Consider the following 16,833-nt stretch of genomic DNA (forward strand, 5'->3'; position numbering starts at 1 on the left):
GAGAGGACCCCTGTGGCAACCGTGCCCACCATCCGCCTGAACAACGGCGTCGAGATCCCCCAGCTGGGCTTCGGCGTCTACCAGATCCCGCCGGAGGAGACCGCCGACGCGGTCGGGACCGCGCTGGAGATCGGCTACCGGCACATCGACACCGCCGAGATGTACCGCAACGAGAAGGGGGTCGGCGAGGCCGTCCGCCGCTCCGGCATCCCGCGCGACGAGATCTTCGTGACCAGCAAGCTCAACAACGGCTTCCACCGGCGGGACGACGCCCTGCGCGCCTTCGACCGCACGCTGGCCGACCTGGGTCTCGACTCCCTCGACCTGTTCCTCGTGCACTGGCCGCTGCCGACCATCGACGTCGACTACGTGGAGACCTGGAAGGCGATGGAGGAGATCTCCCGCAGCGGCCGCTGCCGGGCGGTCGGCGTCTCCAACTTCCACGCCCCGCACCTGAGCCGGCTGTTCGCCGAGACCGAGATCCGGCCCGCGGTCAACCAGATCGAGGTCCACCCCTACCTCGCGCAGGACGAGCTGCGGGCCTTCGGCGCCGAGCACGGGATCGTCACCGAGGCCTGGTCCCCGATCGCGCAGGGCAAGGTGCTCGACGACCCGGCGATCGTGGAGGTGGCCGAGCGCGTCGGGCGGACGCCGGCGCAGGTCGTGCTGCGGTGGCACGTGCAGCGCGGCGACGTCGTCTTCCCCAAGTCGGTGACCCGCAGCCGCATGGAGGAGAACTTCGCGCTCTTCGACTTCGAGCTCGACTCCGACGCGATGACCGCCATCACCGCCCTCGACCGGCACGAGCGCACCGGCCCGGACCCGGACACGTTCGACTACGTGCCCCGCTGAGCCGAGCGGAGTGCCGCAGCGCAGCTTTCCTGCGCTGCGGCACTCCGCTACCCGGGCACGCTGCGCAGGACGGCGCCGGCCGCGTCGTAGGCGGTCACGGTGAGCGGCGGGCCGCCGGGTGGGAGCGGGGGCCGTGCGTCGAACGCTCCCCACACCCGCTCGCCGGGGCGCGGGCCGACGTCGGCGAGCTGCGCCTCCAGCGTCCGCCCGTCGGCGGTGGTGACCGTGACCCGGGCGGTCCCCGGCGGGGCGACGCCGCCCAGGATCGTGTAGCCGGTACCGGTCCCGAGGTCGGTCGAGCCGTTCACCTCGACGACCAGCTCGCCCACCGGTGGCGGCGGGTAGATGGTCCCGCCGCCGCCGGAGCCGTTCGTGAACTCCATGTAGCAGGTCGTCCACTCGTCCAGGCCGGCCAGGGAGTTGGGGGCCAGGGCGAAGGCCCAGCGGCGGTCGCCTCCTGCTCCGCTCACGAACCCGCCGTCCAGACCGCAGCCCAGCTCGTCGGGGGTCGGCGGCCGGTCGAGGACCAGCCGGCGCATGGCCTCGAACTCCTCGGCGGTGCCCACGCGGAGGTTCTCCACCACCTGGTCGAGCAGCGCCTCCCCCTCGCCGGCCCCGTCCAGGGTCACGACGGCCGCGACGACCATGCCGTCCTCCGCCCACACCCGTCCCGGGGCCGCCGGGCCACCCAGGTAGGTCCCCCGCAGGACGCCGACGGAGCCCGGCTCAGCGCGCACCACGGTGCCGGTGGCGTCGTCGACCCAGAACCCCCACAGCGCCGCGAGGCGCGGATCGGCGCGGACCGCGACGACGGCGATCCACGCGGAGTCCCCCCGGAGGGACAGGTACTCGCCCGGTCCTGCCCCGGGCCCGTCGGGCGGGCCGCCGGCGACCAGTGGCTCCAGCCCGGCCGGGACGGCGTCCGGCGCGAGCGTCGCCGTGGCGGAGGCGAAGTCGGCTCCGCGCGCCGCCGCGACGAGATCGTCCTCGTCGATCCCGCGCCCGACGACGAACTCCACGAAGTCGTTCCCCTCGAGCACGACCCAGGTGCGGTCCGCGTCGCGGACCACCTTCCCGGTCCGCCCGCCGAGGTCGACCTCCTCACCGGGCACGTCGCGTCCCGGTCCGCCGATCTGCGCCGAGCCCGAGCTCGTCCCGACCAGCAGGACCGGCCCATCGAGGGTGTCGGCCAGCGCCGGATCGCCGTACAGGGTGGCGCGGGACGGCTCGAAGTCCTGGGGGACGGTGTTCGGAGGCGCGATGCCCACCTGCTCGAGCCGGAGGCCGTCCGGGACCGGGTCCAGCACGACCGGGGCGTCGAGCGGGAGAGCGTCGACGACGAGCTCGTCATCGCCTGCGCCGGGGCGCTCGGGCCCGGCACCCGCCGGTCCGGGACCGTCGGGTGCGTCCGCCCCGGAGCCGCACCCGGCCAGGCACGAGGTCACCACGACCGTGGCCAGCAGCGCCGTCCGCACCCTGGCCCGTGAGGTCACGCGCGCATGGTGCCCGAACGGAGTCGCCCGGTGTCGGAAAGCGTCACCGGGCGACTCCGATCACTCCGTCGTCACGAAGTCGATGAGCTCCTCGACCCGGCCGATCAGCTCGGGCTCGAGGTCGGTCCAGACCTTCACGCGGGCGAGGATGCGCTGCGCCCAGACGTAGCCGGTGTCGTCCTCCCAGCCCAGCCGCCGGCAGACGCCGGTCTTCCAGTCCTCGCCCTTCGGCACGGTCGGCCAGGCCTTGATCCCGACGACGGACGGCTTCACCGCCTGCCAGATGTCGATGAAGGGGTGGCCGACGACCAGCGCGTGCTCCCCGGTGATCTGGGCGGCGATCCGGGACTCCTTGGAGCCCGTCACCAGGTGGTCGACCAGGACGCCGAGCCGGCGCCCCGAGGACGGCCGGAACTCGCGCACGATCCCGGGCAGGTCGTCGACGCCGTGCAGCGGCTCCACGACGACGCCCTCGATGCGCAGGTCGTGGCCCCACACCTTCTCCACGAGCTCGGCGTCGTGCTTGCCCTCGACGTACACCCGCCCCTCGCGAGCCACCCGCGCCCGGGCGCCCACGACGTAGGTCGACCCCGAGGCGCTGCGCTGCGGCCCGGACGGCGCGTTCTGCTTCGGGCGCACCAGGACGACGGGGCGCCCGTCCACCCAGAACCCCGGACCGAGCGGATAGGCGCGCACCTTCCCGAACCGGTCCTCGAGGTGGACGACGTCCTTCTCGCAGCGGACGACGGCGCCGACGAACCCCGAACTGGGGTCCTCGACGACGAGATCGCGTTCCGCCTCCACCGTCGGGGACGGCTTCTTCACCGTCCGCGGGTGCACGAGGTTGTCGTAGGGAGAGCGAGCTGGCACCCCCCGAGTCTGTGCAGGGGTCGGCCCGAGGCCGGGACGGCGCGCCGGGGCGTGACCTGCGACACGCCCGGGACGCGAGCATCTCACCGTGGGTGACGGAAGGCGCGGGACCGGCACGGAGCCGTCCGGGCTCGTGACCGGGGGCGGCAGACCCCTCGGTGACCAGCGGACTCGGCCGTACCGGGTGGGGGTCGGCCCGCTGCCCCGCGGGCCGGACACGGTGGTCCCCGGGCGTGTCGATCAGACCGATTCCGTTTCGTGATCTCCGCTGAGGCAACCCATTGCATCGACCGCTTCGACAGTCCCGTGAACACAGCGACGGCTCGACAAGTCCCGTGAACACCACAGCGATGGGAGCGACACCACGATGATCGGCACCGAGAGCATCAGCCGAGTGATCGGCCAGGACGTCTACGACGAGTCCGGCAGCAAGATCGGCTCGGCGTCGGAGGTCTACCTCGACGACGAGACCGGCCAGCCCGAGTGGGTCACCGTCCGCACCGGCCTGTTCGGCACCAAGGAGTCGTTCGTCCCGATCCGCGACGCGGACCTGACCAACGACGGCGTCCGCGTACCCGTGAGCAAGGACCGGGTGAAGGACGCGCCGAAGATCGACACCGACGGGCACCTCTCCCCCCAGGAGGAGCAGGAGCTCTACCGGTACTACGGCATGGGCGCCGGTGGGACGACCGACACCACCCGCACCACCGACACGACCCGGACCACAGGGCAGACCACGCAGTCGACCGCCGGCATGGCCGCGGCGGGCACGGACACCCGGCGCACGGACACCCGTGACACCGGCACCCGTGACACCGGCACCCGCGGCGCCGTGGGTCACGACACGTCCGGGCCCACCACGGACGACGCGATGACCCGCTCGGAGGAGCGGCTCACGGTCGGCACCCGCTCCGAGGAGGTCGGCCGCGCCCGGCTGCGCAAGTACGTCGTCTCGGAGAACGTGACCGAGACCGTGCCGGTCTCCCACGAGGAGGTCCGGGTCCAGCGCGAGCCGATCACCGAGGGCAATGCCGGCCGCGCGATGGACGGTCCGGCGATCTCCGAGGAGGAGCACGAGGTCGTGCTGCACGCCGAGCGCCCCGTCGTCGCCAAGGAGGCCGTGCCGGTCGAGCGCGTCCGCCTGGACACGGAGACGGTCACCGGGCAGGAGACGGTGAGCGAGACCGTGCGCAAGGAGCAGATCGAGATGGAGGGCGCCGAGGGCACCGGCCGGACCGGCCGGAAGGCGAAGGACGCCCTCGACCGGGACCGGGACGGCCACGTCGGCTGACCTCTTCCACTGGTACCCGGCAGCGGCCGGGCTCCGACACGGCGGTGGCCGGCCGAGGACTCGTCCCGGCCGGCCACCTGCGTGGGGGGCCCGGCCGCTGTCGCGTGCCGGGACCGCGCAGGTGGGATGCTCGGATCGTGACTGAGACCACGGTGCCGCTGCAGGCGTCGGTCGGGTTTGCCGGACCCGAGGCGCTCGCCGACGCGCTGCGTGCCACCGGCTACCTGCCCGACGAGGGGCTGGCCACCGCCGCCTACCTGGCGCTGGTCATGCGTCGGCCGCTGTTCCTGGAGGGCGAGGCAGGCGTCGGCAAGACGGCCCTGGCCCGGGCGCTGGCCGAGGTGACCGGCCGCCCGCTCTACCGGCTGCAGTGCTACGAGGGCCTGGAGGCCAGCCAGGCGCTCTACGACTGGGACTTCGGCCGGCAGTTGCTGCACCTGCGCGCCGCCGAGGCCGCGCACGCCGCGGTGGACACGGAGGCCCTCGAGTCCTCCCTCTACGACCGCCGCTTCCTGCTGGCCCGCCCGCTGCTGCAGGCGCTGGAGGACTCGCCGAGCGTGCTCCTGGTCGACGAGGTCGATCGCGCCGACGACGAGTTCGAGGCGTTCCTGCTCGAGGTCCTGTCGGACTTCACGATCTCGATCCCGGAACTGGGCACCGTGCGGGCCGAGATCCCGCCGCTGGTGATCCTGACCTCCAACCGCACCCGCGAGGTGCACGACGCCCTCAAGCGCCGCTGCCTCTACCACTGGCTGGAGCACCCGGACTTCGACCGCGAGGTGGCGATCCTGCGCTCGCGCCTGCCCGAGGTGACCGAGCGGCTGGCCCGGGAGGTCGCGGCGGCGACGGCGAGGCTGCGCGACCTGGACCTGGTCAAGCCGCCGGGCGTGGCCGAGGCGATGGACTGGGCGAGCGCGCTGCACGCGCTCGGCGCCCGCGAGCTCGACCCCGACCTCGCCGCGCGGACCCTGGGCGCGGTGCTCAAGTACCGCGAGGACACCGACCGGGTGCACTCCCTGGCCCGCGGGGCGCTCTTCGGTGGCGGCTGAACCAGGCATAGGAGGCTTTCCCCCTGCCGACGACGGTCAGGACGCGGGGAAAGCTTCCTCTGCCTCGGGGGAGCGGGATGTCGTCAGCACCGTGCTCGGCTTCGCCCGCACCCTGCGCGCGGCCGGCGTCGCCGCCTCCCCGGACCGGGTCGAGGCGATGCTGGCCGCGATCGGCGCCCTCGACGTCCTGGACGCCTCCGCCGTCTACTGGGCCGGCCGGCTGACGCTGTGCAGCGGCCCCGACGACCTCGAGCGCTACGACGCCGCCTTCGCCGCCTGGTTCTCCGGCGAGGCGCCCCGGCTGCGGCCGGCGCCGGCCGACCGGACCCAGGTGGTCGTCTCGTCCTCGGCGCCGCTGGAGGCCGGCAGCGCCGACGGCGGGGACGACGACCCCTCCGACGTCGCCGGGCAGGCCAGCGCCGACGAGGTGCTGCGTCACCGCGACGTCGCCGAGCTGACCGTGGCCGAGCGGGAGGAGATGCGGCGGCTGTTCGCCCTGCTGCGGCCGGCGTCGCCCATGCGGCCCTCGCGGCGCCGGCGGCCCAGCGCACACGGGTCGGTGCACGCCTCCCGCACGGTCCGCCGCGCGCTGCGCGACGGCGGCGAGGTGGCGCGGCTGCTCCACCGGCGGGCCCGCCCCCGCCCGCGCCGCGTCGTGCTGCTGATCGACGTCTCCGGCTCGATGAGCCCCTACGCCGACGCGCTGCTGCGCTACGCGCACGCCGCCGTCCGCGCGCACCCCGCCGCCACCGAGGTCTTCACGATCGGCACGCGGCTGACCCGGGTGACCCGCGAGCTGCGGCTGCGCGACCCCGACAAGGCGCTGGCGGCCGGCGGCGCGGCGATCCCCGACTGGTCCGGTGGCACCCGGCTGGGCGAGGTGCTCAAGGCCTTCCTCGACCGGTGGGGGCAGCGCGGCACCGCGCGGGGGGCGATCGTCGTGGTCTGCAGCGACGGGTGGGAGCGGGGCGACACCGGCCTGCTGGCCGAGCAGATGGCGCGGCTGCGCCGGCTCGCGTACGCCGTGGTGTGGGTGAATCCGCACAAGGGCCGGATCGGGTACGAGCCGCTGACCGGGGGCATGCGGGCGGCCCTGCCGTCGTTGGACGCCTTCGTGGCGGGGCACAGCCTCGCCGCGTTCGAGGAGCTCACAGGAGTGATCGCCCGTGCGTGAGAGATCTACGACCATCGGTACACGACGCGCGCCCTGGTGGCCCCCTGCAGGGGCCCGCCGCGAGCTCGCCAGTGGTGGGGGGCAGGGGGTCCTCCGACATGCGTGATGTCCTGGACGACCTGGTGGGCTGGTGGCAGGCCGGGGAGACCGTCGGCATGGGAACGGTCGTGGCCACCTGGCGCTCGGCCCCCCGACCGGCGGGCGCCTCGATGCTGGTCGGCCCCGACGGGACCGCGGTCGGCAGCGTCTCCGGCGGGTGCGTGGAGGGCGCGGTCTACGAGGAGGCGCGGGACGTCGTCGAGACCGGCGTCCCCACGCTGGAGCGCTACGGGGTCAGCGACGACGACGCCTTCGCCGTCGGCCTGACCTGCGGCGGGATCCTCGACGTCTTCGTCGAGCAGGTGTCGCGCGAGTCCTTCCCCGAGCTGGGCGACATCGCGGTGTCGGTGGGCCGGCACGAGCCGGTCGCCGTCGTCACCTGCGTGAAGGGGGCGGAGGACCGGCTCGGCAAGCGGCTCGTCCTGTGGCCCGACCGCGCCTCGGGCACGCTCGGCGGGCAGCGGATCGACGACGCCGTGGCGGCCGACGCCCGCGGGATGCTCGCCGCCGGCCGCACCGGGCTGCTGCACGTCGGGCACGACGGCGAGCGGCGCGGCGACGACCTCACCCTCTTCGTCAACTCCTTCGCCCCCGCCGCGCGGATGGTGGTGTTCGGCGCCATCGACTTCGCCGCCGCCGTCGCACGGGTGGGCGCGTTCCTCGGCTACCGCGTCACCGTGTGCGACGCGCGGCCGGTGTTCGCCACGCCCAAGCGCTTCCCCGACGCCCACGAGGTGATCGTCGAGTGGCCGCACCGCTACCTGCAGACCGAGGTCGACGCCGGTCGGATCGACGAGCGCACGGTGCTGTGCGTGCTGACCCACGACCCGAAGTTCGACGTGCCGCTGCTGGAGGTCGCGCTGCGGCTGCCGGTCGCCTACGTCGGGGCGATGGGCTCGCGGCGCACGCACGACGAGCGGATGGAGCGGCTGCGCGAGGCCGGGATGACCGCGGAGGAACTGGGCCGGCTCTCCTCGCCGATCGGCCTCGACCTCGGCGCGCGCACGCCGGAGGAGACCGCGGTGTCGATCGCGGCCGAGATCATCGCCGGCCGGTGGGGCGGCTCGGGGGAGCGGCTGACCGGCGTCGACGGCCCGATCCACCGGACGGCGGACCGCTGATGCAGGCCCCCGCTCCCTGTTGATCATCGGCGAGCGGTCGAGCCCACCGGCGTGGCGGCCGGCCACCCGCCGATGATCGACGTCGGTCTCCCGCACCGGTACGACGTCGAGGTGGTGGCGCTCGTCGTCTCGGCCGTGCACCGCTACGACGGGCGGCCGTCCGGTGCGGTACCGGACCCGGCCGCCGACCGCGTCGACCGCGCCGAGGTCCGGGCGGGGCACGGCGTCGTCGGCGACCGCTACGCCGGGAAGGCCGCCCATCGCGATGCCGCGCTCACCGTGCTGGCCGTCGAGTCGCTGGACGCGCTCGCCGCCGAGCTCGGCGTGCCGGCGTTCGACGCCGCGGCGACCCGGCGCACCGTCGTCCTGCGGGGGGCGGAGGTCGAGGCGCTGCGGGGAGTCGAGTTCGCGCTCGACTGCGGCGAGGGGCCGGTGCGGCTGCGCGGCGGCCGCCCGGCCAACCCGTGCGCCTGGATGGACGTCGTCCTGGCGCCCGGCGCGCACCGCGGGCTGCGGGGCCGGGGCGGCGTCCGCTGCGCCGCGCTGTCCGACGGCGTCCTCCGCGTCGGCCCGGCCGTGCTGCACTCCGCCGTGGAGCTCGACCCCGCCCGCGCCGGTGAGGTGGTGCGGCCCGCCGTCCGAGCCCGACCGGCGCCGGGCAACGGAACTCTCGGGTAAGGCCTCCCCACGCCCCTACTCGGCGGCTGACGGCTACCCGGACGGGGGACAAGCCCCCCGGGACCCCGCCGCGCTGAGGGACCATGGCGCGGCCGGCGCGCCGCCGGCCCAGACGACGAACGGATGGTCCATGCGCGTCCGCGCCCTCGCCCTCGCCCTCGCGGGTGCCGCAGCCCTCACCCTCACCGCCTGTGGGGACGACTCCGCCGACGACGGGAGCTTCACCCCGCTGTCCAGCAGCCCGACCGCGGGCGTGCAGAGCGGGCCGGAGCTCATCACGGCCGCCGCCGACGCGCTGGCGCAGGCAGGGTCGGTGCGGCTGCAGGGCACGGTTCCCGTCGGCGAGGGCACGACCGACGTCGACCTCCAGCTGATCGGCGAGGACGCCGCGGGCAGCCTCACCGTCGCGGGGGCGACCGTGCAGGTCGTCGTCGTCGGCGGGGACGCCTACGTCCAGGCCGACGCCGCGTTCTGGGCCGCCCAGGAGCTGCCGCCCGCGGCCGTCGCCCAGCTGGAGGGCGTCTGGGTGCTGGCGCCGGCAGAGGGCGGCGCGGCCCTGGGCGTCCTGACGCTGGCCCGGGTGGTCACGGAGTTCCGCCGGCCCGCCGAGGGGGCCGACGGCGCCGAGGTCACCACCGGGAACCTCGAGGGGCAGCCGGTCTGGGAGGTCCGCAGCGCCGACGGCGCGGTCATGCGCATCGCCTCGGAGGGGACGCCGTACCCGCTGGAGCTGGAGCGGACCGGGCTGCAGGCCGGCATCATGCGGCTGAGCGAGTTCGGCGTCGTCCCGCCGATCCAGGCGCCGGCGGAGTTCCTCGACCTGAGCAGCCTCGCCGGCTGACCGGCCCCGCCCGCACCCCCGTCCGGGGGTGGCCGCGCTCCCGCCCCCGCGCCCACGATGGCGGCCCGGCACGGACGCGATCGGTGTCCCCGCCGGATCGCGTCCGTAGCTCGTCCGGTGCCCGTGCCGGGGCCGGGGACTGGAGGGTCGATGAAGACCAGGGCAGCCGTACTCCGCGCCGTCGGTGAGCCGTTCGAGATCGTCGAGCTGGAGCTCGACGAACCCAAGGCCGGCGAGGTGCTCATCCGCTATGTCGCCGCCGGGCTGTGCCACTCCGACGAGCACCTGCGGCACGGCGACATCGTGCCGCGCTTCCCGATCGTCGGCGGCCACGAGGGCGCCGGGATCATCGAGCGGGTGGGCCCCGGGGTGACCCGGCTGCAGCCCGGCGACCACGTCATCTGCTCGTTCCTGCCGGTCTGCGGCCACTGCCGCTGGTGCTCGACCGGAAAGTCGAACCTCTGCGACATGGGGGCGACCATCCTCGACGGGATGCTGGCCGACGGCACCTACCGGTTCCACGACGACAAGGGCGCCGACTACGGCGGCATGTGCATGCTCGGCACCTTCAGCGAGCGCGCCGTGATCAGCGAGAACTCGGCGGTGAAGGTCGACCCGGACCTGCCGCTGGACAAGGTCGTGCTCATCGGCTGCGGCGTGCCGACCGGCTGGGGCTCGGCGGTGCACGCCGCGGCCACCGAGCCCGGCGACACGATCGTCATCTACGGCATCGGCGGGATCGGCATCAACAGCGTGCAGGGCGCGGCCCTCGCCGGGGCGCGCAACGTCGTCGCCGTCGATCCGCTGCCCAACAAGCGGGAGGCCGCCGAGCAGCTGGGCGCCACCCACAGCTGCGAGACCGCCGAGGAGGCCCACGAGCTGGTGCAGCAGCTGACCCGGGGCGTCGGCGCGGACAAGGCGATCATCACCGTGGGCGTCGTCGACGCGAAGGTGGTCGGCGACGCGGTGAACACGATCCGCAAGGGCGGCGTCGCCGTCATCACCGGCCTGGCCGACCCGACCAAGACCAACATCGAGCTCAACAGCGCGATGCTGACGCTGTTCGAGAAGACGGTGAAGGGCAGCCTGTTCGGCTCCGGCGACCCCTTCCACGACATCCCGAAGATGGTCGAGCTCTACCAGTCCGGTGACCTCAAGCTCGACGAGCTGATCACCCAGACCTACACGCTCGACCAGGTCAACCAGGGGTACGAGGACCTGGTCAACGGCAAGAACATCCGCGGCGTCGTCCGCTACGACACCGCGCCGCTGGAGGGTGCACCGGCCTGACCACCCGCGGGATCTGCGCGCTCGGGGCCTCCGGCGCACCATGGGCTCCGAGCGTGCAGATCCCGTTCCGGACGAGAGGGGCCGCGTGACCCAGGCCAGCCCGGCGCCGGTGGACGGCGCCCCCCACCCGGTCATCGGGCTGCGCCGCGAGCGCGAGGTGCTCACCGTCGCCCTGCGCACCAACCGCCACGTCGTCCTGGAGGGGCCACCGGGCACGGGCAAGTCCACCCTGCTGCGGGCGATCGCGGCCGACGTCGGCCAGTCGGTGGTCTTCGTCGAGGGGAACGCCGAGCTCACCCCGGCCCGGTTGATCGGCCAGTACGACCCGGCCGCGGTGCTCGCCGCGGGCTACGTGCCGGAGAGCTTCACCGACGGCCCGCTGCTGACGGCGATGCGCGGGTCGGGGCTGCTCTACCTCGAGGAGCTCAACCGCATCCCCGAGGAGACGCTCAACGTCCTCATCACGGTGCTCACCGAGGGCGAGATCACCGTGCCGCGGCTGGGCCACGTGCGCGCGGCCGCCGGGTTCCGGCTGATCGCGGCCATGAACCCCTTCGACGCCATCGGCACCGCCCGCGTGGGGCAGGCCATCGCCGACCGGATGTGCCGGGTGGTGCTCGGGTACCAGGACGCCGCGGCCGAGCGGTCGATCACCGGCGCGGTCACCGCCGCCCCGGCCGACCTCACCGCGCTCGCCGTGCGGCTGGTGCGGGCCACCCGCGAGCACCGGGACGTGCGGATGGGCTCCTCGGTGCGCGGAGCCATCGACCTGGTGCTGCTGCTGGGCGGCCTGCTGGAGATGCGCGGCCTGGCGGGGCTGCACGCCGCCGGGGCGCGCGAGACCGCGCGGGACGCCGCGCACGCCGCGCTGTCGGGCCGCATCCGGGTGACCGACGGGGTCGAGCGCACGGCCGAGGCGGTCATCGACGACCTGCTGGACGAGATCTGGCCGGAGGACGGGCCGCCCCCGGAGGCGGACCCGGCCGAGCCGGCGGAGCCCGGCGAGCCCGAGCCCGGGGGTGGCCAGGGAAAAGGTGAGGGCCCGCCTGCGGCGCAGGCGGGCCCGGAGTCCGCGTCCTCCCTGCGCCGCGACCGCCGCGCCGGCGGTGCCCGGCGGCAGACCGGACGGCGCGAGATGGCCGCCCGGCACGAGGCCTTCGCCGAGGTCAGCCCGGAGGTCGGGGAGTTCGACGAGGAGGCGTTCTCGGCGCTGATGGCCACCGACGCCGACGCCGCCGCGGCCCTGCTCAGCGATCTGGCCGCGGCCACCGACCGGGAGCTGCGCGCGGCGGCGCAGCGGGTGGCGGCGCGGGTGTTCGTGCAGGTCGGCCGGGTGGGCCGGACCCGGACCCGGGGCACCCGGCGGCTGGTCCCGGACCGGCGGGGGGACGGCGACCTGGACCTGGACCGCACCCTGGACCGCTGGGACCCGGGCCGCGCCCTCGCCCCCGACGACCTCGTCACCCGCACCTGGACCGGGGCCCGCCGCGCCGTCTGCCTCGCCGTCGACACCTCGGGCTCGATGACCGGCCTCGGCGTCGCCATCGCCGCGGTGGCCGCCGCCGGGGTGGTGCTCACCGCCGACGAGCGGCTGCAGACCAGCGTGCTCACCTTCGGCCGGGAGGTCGACGTGGTGCAGCGGCACGGCCAGCGGCGGGCGCCCGAGGACCTGGTGCGGCACCTCGTGGCCCTGCGCGGGCACGGGATGACCGACCTCGCGGGCGCGCTGCGGGCGGTCCGCGCCCAGCTGCTGCCCGCGGTCGCCGACGAGCGGGTCGCCGTCCTGCTGTCGGACTGCCTGCACACCACCGGCGACCCCCCGGAGACGGCACTGGCCGGCATCGACCGGCTGCACGTCCTCTGCCCGCTGCCGACGCCGGAGGCCGAGGAGGCCGCCCGCGCGCTCGCCGCCCGCGGCGGGGGGACGGCGGAGATGGTGCGCTCCGTCCGCGACCTCGGCCCCGCCCTCACCCGCCTGCTGGGCTGATCGGCCGCGCTGCGGGTGTTCCACGTGGATCACCGGTGCGGCGGCACCCGCGATGCGCGCCGGCCCCGCCCACCCTCAGGGCAGCAGCCCCCATCGCCGGGCGGTGACGACCGCCTCCAGGCGGGTGTGCGCGTCGAGCTTGGTCATCGCGGCACCCAGGTAGCTCTTCACGGTCTCCGGGCGCAGCGACAGCCGCCCGGCGACCTCGCGGTTGCTGCAGCCGAGTGCCACCTGCGCCAGCACGTCGAGCTCGCGCGCCGACAGGTGCGGCCGGTCCGGCGTCGGCGCGGCGGTGCCCAGCGCGGCCAGCCGGGTGCAGGCCTCGAGCAGCCGGTGCCGGAGGGGCTCGTCGGCGATGTCCTGCGCGGCCAGCCGCAGGTCGGCGTGCACGGCGCGGACCTCCTCCCAGCGGGCCGGGTCGCCGTCCGCCCGGGGGCCGGGAGCGGCGGCCGCGAGCAGCGCCACCCGGCGGTCGACCTCGTCCCGGATCGCGAGCTCGGCGGCCATGCGCCGGGCGGACCGGGCGAGGGCGTCGCGCACGCGGTCGCCGACCGAGCCGCGCTCGCGGGAGGCCGCGTAGAGGACGGCCCGGGGCCGACCGGCCACCAGCACGGGGACGGCGGCCACGGTGCACAGCCCCTCGGCGAGCACCGGCCCGTCGTACTCGTGCGTGATGTCCGGTGAGCCCGAGTAGTCCTCCACGCCCGCCGGCCGGGCCTCGGCGAGCACGCGGCCGCCGAGCCCCGCGCCGGCGCGCACCTCCAGGCCCCGCAGGTGCGTCGTCCGTGCGCCGACCAGCTCGCCGATCCGGATCACCGCACCGCCGCGGGCGGTGCGGACCGGCCCCGCGAAGACGACGCCCATCCCCGACGAGGCGTAGACCTCGCGGACCGCCGTGCGCAGCGCGTCGCGGTCGTCGGGCCGGGCGGTCGCCGGGAGGGACACGGGCTGCTCCTCCCGGACGCCGGTCTGTGACCCCGGTCACGCTAGCGCAGGTCCGCCGCCGCAGGGGCCGGGCAGGCGCGACCGGGGGTGGTGGCCGGCGCCGGCCTCGGCACAGGATGCCGACGACGACGAGAGGGGACCTCCACCCATGTCCGACAGCTCCGCCACCGCCCGCTACCGCGCCGCCCGCGACCAGCTGCTGGCGCTCCGCGGAGACCACGCCCGGGCCGTCGCCGAGTTCCGCTGGCCGGAGGTCGACGGGCCGTTCAGCTGGGCCGTCGACTGGTTCGACGTCGTCGCGCGCGGCGTCGACCGGCCGGGGCTGGTGATCAGCGAGGAGGACGGCACCGAGGGCAGCTGGTCCTTCGACACCCTGGCCCGCCGCTCCGACCAGGTCGCCGCCTGGCTGCGCGACCGCGGGGTGCGCCGGGGGGACCGCGTCGTCCTCATGCTCGGCAACCAGGTCGAGCTGTGGGAGTCGATGCTCGCCGTGATGAAGCTCGGCGCGGTGATCATGCCGACCACCACCGCGCTGGGCCCGGCGGACCTCGCCGACCGGATCGGCCGCGGCGGGGCGCGGCACGTCGTCGCCAATGCCGCGGACGCCGCCAAGTTCGCCGAGGTCCCCGGCGACTACGGGCGGATCGTCGTCGGGGACGCCGTCGCCGGCTGGGCGCCCTACGCCGAGGCGGCCACCGCGCCGGACGAGCCGCTCGGGCACCCGGGGACGACGGCCACCGACCCGCTGCTCCTGTACTTCACCAGCGGCACCACCAGCCGGCCCAAGCTGGTCGAGCACACCCAGGTCAGCTATCCCGTGGGCCACCTGTCGACGATGTACTGGCTCGGCGTGCGCCCCGGCGACGTGCACCTGAACATCAGCTCGCCCGGCTGGGCCAAGCACGCCTGGAGCTGCTTCTTCGCGCCGTGGGCGGCCGAGGCCACCGTGTACCTCGCCAACTACCGCCGCTTCGACGCCGCGGCGATGCTCGACCGCATCCGCGGTGCGGACGTCACCACGTTCTGCGCCCCGCCGACGGTCTGGCGGATGCTCATCCAGGCCGACCTCTCCGGCGGGCCCGGCGCCCTGCGGGAGGTGCTCGCGGCCGGGGAGCCGCTGAACCCCGAGGTCATCGACCAGGTGCAGCGGCACTGGGGGCTGACGCTGCGCGACGGCTTCGGCCAGACCGAGACGACGGCCGCGGTGGGCAACACCCCGGGATCGGTCGTCAAGCCCGGCTCGATGGGCCGGGCGCTGCCGGGGGTGCCGGTCGTGCTGGTCGACCCGGTCACCGGACAGCCCGGCGACGACGGCGAGATCTGCCTCGACCTCTCCCGGCGGCCGCTGAACCTCATGACCGGCTACCAGGGCGATCCCGAGCGCGCCGCGGAGGCGATGGCCGGCGGCTGGTACCACACCGGCGACGTCGCGACCCGCGACGCGGAGGGCTACATCACCTACGTGGGGCGCACCGACGACGTCTTCAAGGCCAGCGACTACAAGATCAGCCCGTTCGAGCTCGAGAGCGTGCTCATCGAGCACCCGGCCGTCGTGGAGGCCGCCGTCGTCCCGGTGCCCGACCCGGTGCGGGCCGCCGTTCCCAAGGCGTACGTGACGCTGGCGCCGGGCTGGGAGCCCACCGCCGACACGGCCCTGGCGCTGTTCCGGCACACCCGGGACCGGCTCGCGCCCTACCTACGGGTCCGCCGGCTGGAGTTCGCGGAGCTGCCCAAGACCGTGTCCGGGAAGATCCGCCGGGTCGAGCTGCGGCAGCGCGAGGAGCAGCTGGCGCCGGCCGGCAGCGACACCGAGTTCGCGGACGGCGACTTCCCCGAGCTGCGGGCCTGACGCGCGGTGGGGCCCGGGGTGGGGCCCGGGGTGGGGCCCGGGTGGGGCCCCACCCCGGCCGGTCAGCGGTCGGCGTCGGTGTAGATGATCATCCCGCGGATGTTCTTGCCGTCGCGCATGTCCTGGTAGCCGGAGTTGACGTCCTCCAGCGAGTACTTCGTCGTCACCAGGCTGTCCAGGTTGAGCTGCCCCTCCTGGTAGAGCGAGAGCAGCTCGGGGATCGCCGACCGCGGGGACAGGCCGCCGAAGATGGCGCCCTGCAGGTCCTTCTGCAGCAGGGCCAGCTCGAACAGGTTGAGCTTGACGTCCATGTTGGCCGCGTTGCCCATGCCGGTGACGACGGCGCGGCCGCCCTTGCCCGTCACGCTGAGCGCGGCCGCGACGTCCTCGCCCTGGATGTCGCCGACGGTGATGATCACCTTCTCGGCCATCCGGCCCCACGTGAGCTCGTTGATCTCGGCCGTGGCGTCCTCGATGCTGGCGAAGGCGTGCGTGGCGCCCATCTCCATGGCCCACTCGCGCTTCTGGGCCACCGGGTCGATCGCGAACACCCGCTTGGCGCCGGCGGCGGCCGCCCCCTGGACGGCGTTCATGCCGACCCCGCCGACGCCCATGACGACGACGTTCTCGCCGGGACGGACGTTCGCCACCTTGGTCGCCGAGCCCCAGCCCGTGGTGACCCCGCAGCCGACCAGCGCGGCGACCTCCAGCGGGATGTCGGGCTCGATCCGCACCACCGACGCCTCGTGCACGGTGATGTAGGGCGAGAACGTGCCGAGCAGGCACATCGGGATGACGTCCTTGCCCTTGGCCTGCACCCGGTAGCTGCCGTCGGAGATCGACGTCCCGGCGAGCAGGCTGGCGCCCAGGTCGCACAGGTTCTGCATCCCCTTGGAGCAGGGCGGGCACTGACCGCAGGCGGGGATGAAGGCGGTGACCACGTGGTCGCCCTCCTTCAGCCCGGTCACCCCCGGACCCACCTTGGTGACGACGCCGGCGCCCTCGTGCCCGCCGAGGACCGGGTAGAACGCGACCGGGGTCCCACCCGTGACGAGGTGCTCGTCGCTGTGGCACAACCCGGAGGCGGCGAGCTGGACCGTGACCTCGCCCTCGCGCGGGTCACCCAGCTCGATCTCCTCGATCGACCACTCCTCGCCGACACCCCACAGCAGCGCGCCCTTGGTCTTCACGTCGTCGTCCTCTCGCCGGCCCGTCGTCGTCGACGGGCGCTCCGGCAGCTCCGCCGTCGGCGGAGTGCTCCGCGTCACAGCCTCAGCAGGGAGGGCGGGGGCGT

14 protein-coding genes are annotated in these 16,833 nt (G+C 74.9%); 10 read left to right on the top strand and 4 right to left on the bottom strand.

Annotated features, from left to right (window positions below):
* Positions 1-21 precede the first annotated feature (21 nt).
* Positions 22-852 (top strand): aldo/keto reductase, encoded by an 831-nt coding sequence (locus tag BMY88_RS13430; RefSeq protein ID WP_428978320.1) that lies wholly within the window; start codon positions 22-24, stop codon positions 850-852.
* A gap of 47 nt (positions 853-899) precedes the next feature.
* On the opposite strand, the gene BMY88_RS13435 is transcribed toward BMY88_RS13430, so the two are convergent.
* Positions 900-2,345 (bottom strand): hypothetical protein, encoded by a 1,446-nt coding sequence (locus BMY88_RS13435; RefSeq protein WP_139220472.1) that lies wholly within the window; start codon positions 2,343-2,345, stop codon positions 900-902.
* A gap of 60 nt (positions 2,346-2,405) precedes the next feature.
* The gene (locus tag BMY88_RS13440; protein ID WP_091944101.1) at positions 2,406-3,215 is read right to left on the bottom strand and encodes a DUF3097 domain-containing protein; all 810 of its coding nucleotides are present in this window, start codon (positions 3,213-3,215) and stop codon (positions 2,406-2,408) included.
* A gap of 367 nt (positions 3,216-3,582) precedes the next feature.
* Here BMY88_RS13440 and BMY88_RS13445 point away from each other — a divergent pair, with 367 nt between their 5' ends.
* The 8 genes from BMY88_RS13445 (at position 3,583) to BMY88_RS24150 (ending at position 12,745) form a co-directional block, all read left to right on the top strand.
* Complete coding sequence (locus BMY88_RS13445; protein ID WP_091944104.1) at positions 3,583-4,506, top strand: DUF2382 domain-containing protein; 924 nt, start codon at positions 3,583-3,585, stop codon at positions 4,504-4,506.
* Positions 4,507-4,643: 137 nt separating this feature from the next.
* Positions 4,644-5,555: an AAA family ATPase gene (locus BMY88_RS13450; RefSeq protein ID WP_211435642.1), complete on the top strand. Its 912-nt coding sequence runs from the start codon at positions 4,644-4,646 to the stop codon at positions 5,553-5,555.
* A gap of 91 nt (positions 5,556-5,646) precedes the next feature.
* Positions 5,647-6,729, top strand: a complete 1,083-nt coding sequence (locus tag BMY88_RS13455) for a vWA domain-containing protein (protein ID WP_244524676.1) — start codon at positions 5,647-5,649, stop codon at positions 6,727-6,729.
* Between the two features lie 98 nt (positions 6,730-6,827).
* The gene (locus BMY88_RS13460) at positions 6,828-7,949 is read left to right on the top strand and encodes an XdhC family protein (protein WP_091944110.1); all 1,122 of its coding nucleotides are present in this window, start codon (positions 6,828-6,830) and stop codon (positions 7,947-7,949) included.
* A 51-nt stretch (positions 7,950-8,000) separates the two neighbouring features.
* Complete coding sequence (locus BMY88_RS13465; protein WP_244524677.1) at positions 8,001-8,627, top strand: MOSC domain-containing protein; 627 nt, start codon at positions 8,001-8,003, stop codon at positions 8,625-8,627.
* Between the two features lie 130 nt (positions 8,628-8,757).
* On the top strand, positions 8,758-9,468 hold the full coding sequence (locus BMY88_RS13470) for a hypothetical protein (RefSeq protein ID WP_091944114.1): 711 nt from the start codon (positions 8,758-8,760) through the stop codon (positions 9,466-9,468).
* Positions 9,469-9,618: 150 nt separating this feature from the next.
* The gene (locus BMY88_RS13475) at positions 9,619-10,758 is read left to right on the top strand and encodes an NDMA-dependent alcohol dehydrogenase (protein ID WP_091944117.1); all 1,140 of its coding nucleotides are present in this window, start codon (positions 9,619-9,621) and stop codon (positions 10,756-10,758) included.
* A gap of 85 nt (positions 10,759-10,843) precedes the next feature.
* Positions 10,844-12,745, top strand: coding sequence for an AAA family ATPase (locus BMY88_RS24150; RefSeq protein ID WP_244524678.1), 1,902 nt, complete (start codon positions 10,844-10,846; stop codon positions 12,743-12,745).
* A gap of 75 nt (positions 12,746-12,820) precedes the next feature.
* Here the strand turns inward: BMY88_RS24150 and BMY88_RS13485 are convergent, their stop codons facing one another.
* Positions 12,821-13,690: a LuxR C-terminal-related transcriptional regulator gene (locus BMY88_RS13485; protein ID WP_244524679.1), complete on the bottom strand. Its 870-nt coding sequence runs from the start codon at positions 13,688-13,690 to the stop codon at positions 12,821-12,823.
* Between the two features lie 148 nt (positions 13,691-13,838).
* Here BMY88_RS13485 and BMY88_RS13490 point away from each other — a divergent pair, with 148 nt between their 5' ends.
* The gene (locus BMY88_RS13490) at positions 13,839-15,539 is read left to right on the top strand and encodes an AMP-binding protein (RefSeq protein WP_091944120.1); all 1,701 of its coding nucleotides are present in this window, start codon (positions 13,839-13,841) and stop codon (positions 15,537-15,539) included.
* A gap of 62 nt (positions 15,540-15,601) precedes the next feature.
* Here BMY88_RS13490 and BMY88_RS13495 read toward each other — a convergent pair whose 3' ends face one another.
* Complete coding sequence (locus BMY88_RS13495; protein ID WP_091944123.1) at positions 15,602-16,729, bottom strand: NDMA-dependent alcohol dehydrogenase; 1,128 nt, start codon at positions 16,727-16,729, stop codon at positions 15,602-15,604.
* Positions 16,730-16,833: the final 104 nt, after the last annotated feature.

Source organism: Trujillonella endophytica (genome assembly GCF_900110555.1).
GTDB lineage: Bacteria > Actinomycetota > Actinomycetes > Mycobacteriales > Geodermatophilaceae > Trujillonella > Trujillonella endophytica.

What these genes read in the sequence shown, in the direction of transcription:
- BMY88_RS13445 (WP_091944104.1), top strand. Translation starts at nt 3,583, where the DNA reads ATGATCGGCACCGAGAGCATCAGCCGAGTGATCGGCCAGGACGTCTAC.
- BMY88_RS13460 (WP_091944110.1), top strand. Translation starts at nt 6,828, where the DNA reads ATGCGTGATGTCCTGGACGACCTGGTGGGCTGGTGGCAGGCCGGGGAG.
- BMY88_RS13470 (WP_091944114.1), top strand. Translation starts at nt 8,758, where the DNA reads ATGCGCGTCCGCGCCCTCGCCCTCGCCCTCGCGGGTGCCGCAGCCCTC.
- BMY88_RS13475 (WP_091944117.1), top strand. Translation starts at nt 9,619, where the DNA reads ATGAAGACCAGGGCAGCCGTACTCCGCGCCGTCGGTGAGCCGTTCGAG.
- BMY88_RS13490 (WP_091944120.1), top strand. Translation starts at nt 13,839, where the DNA reads ATGTCCGACAGCTCCGCCACCGCCCGCTACCGCGCCGCCCGCGACCAG.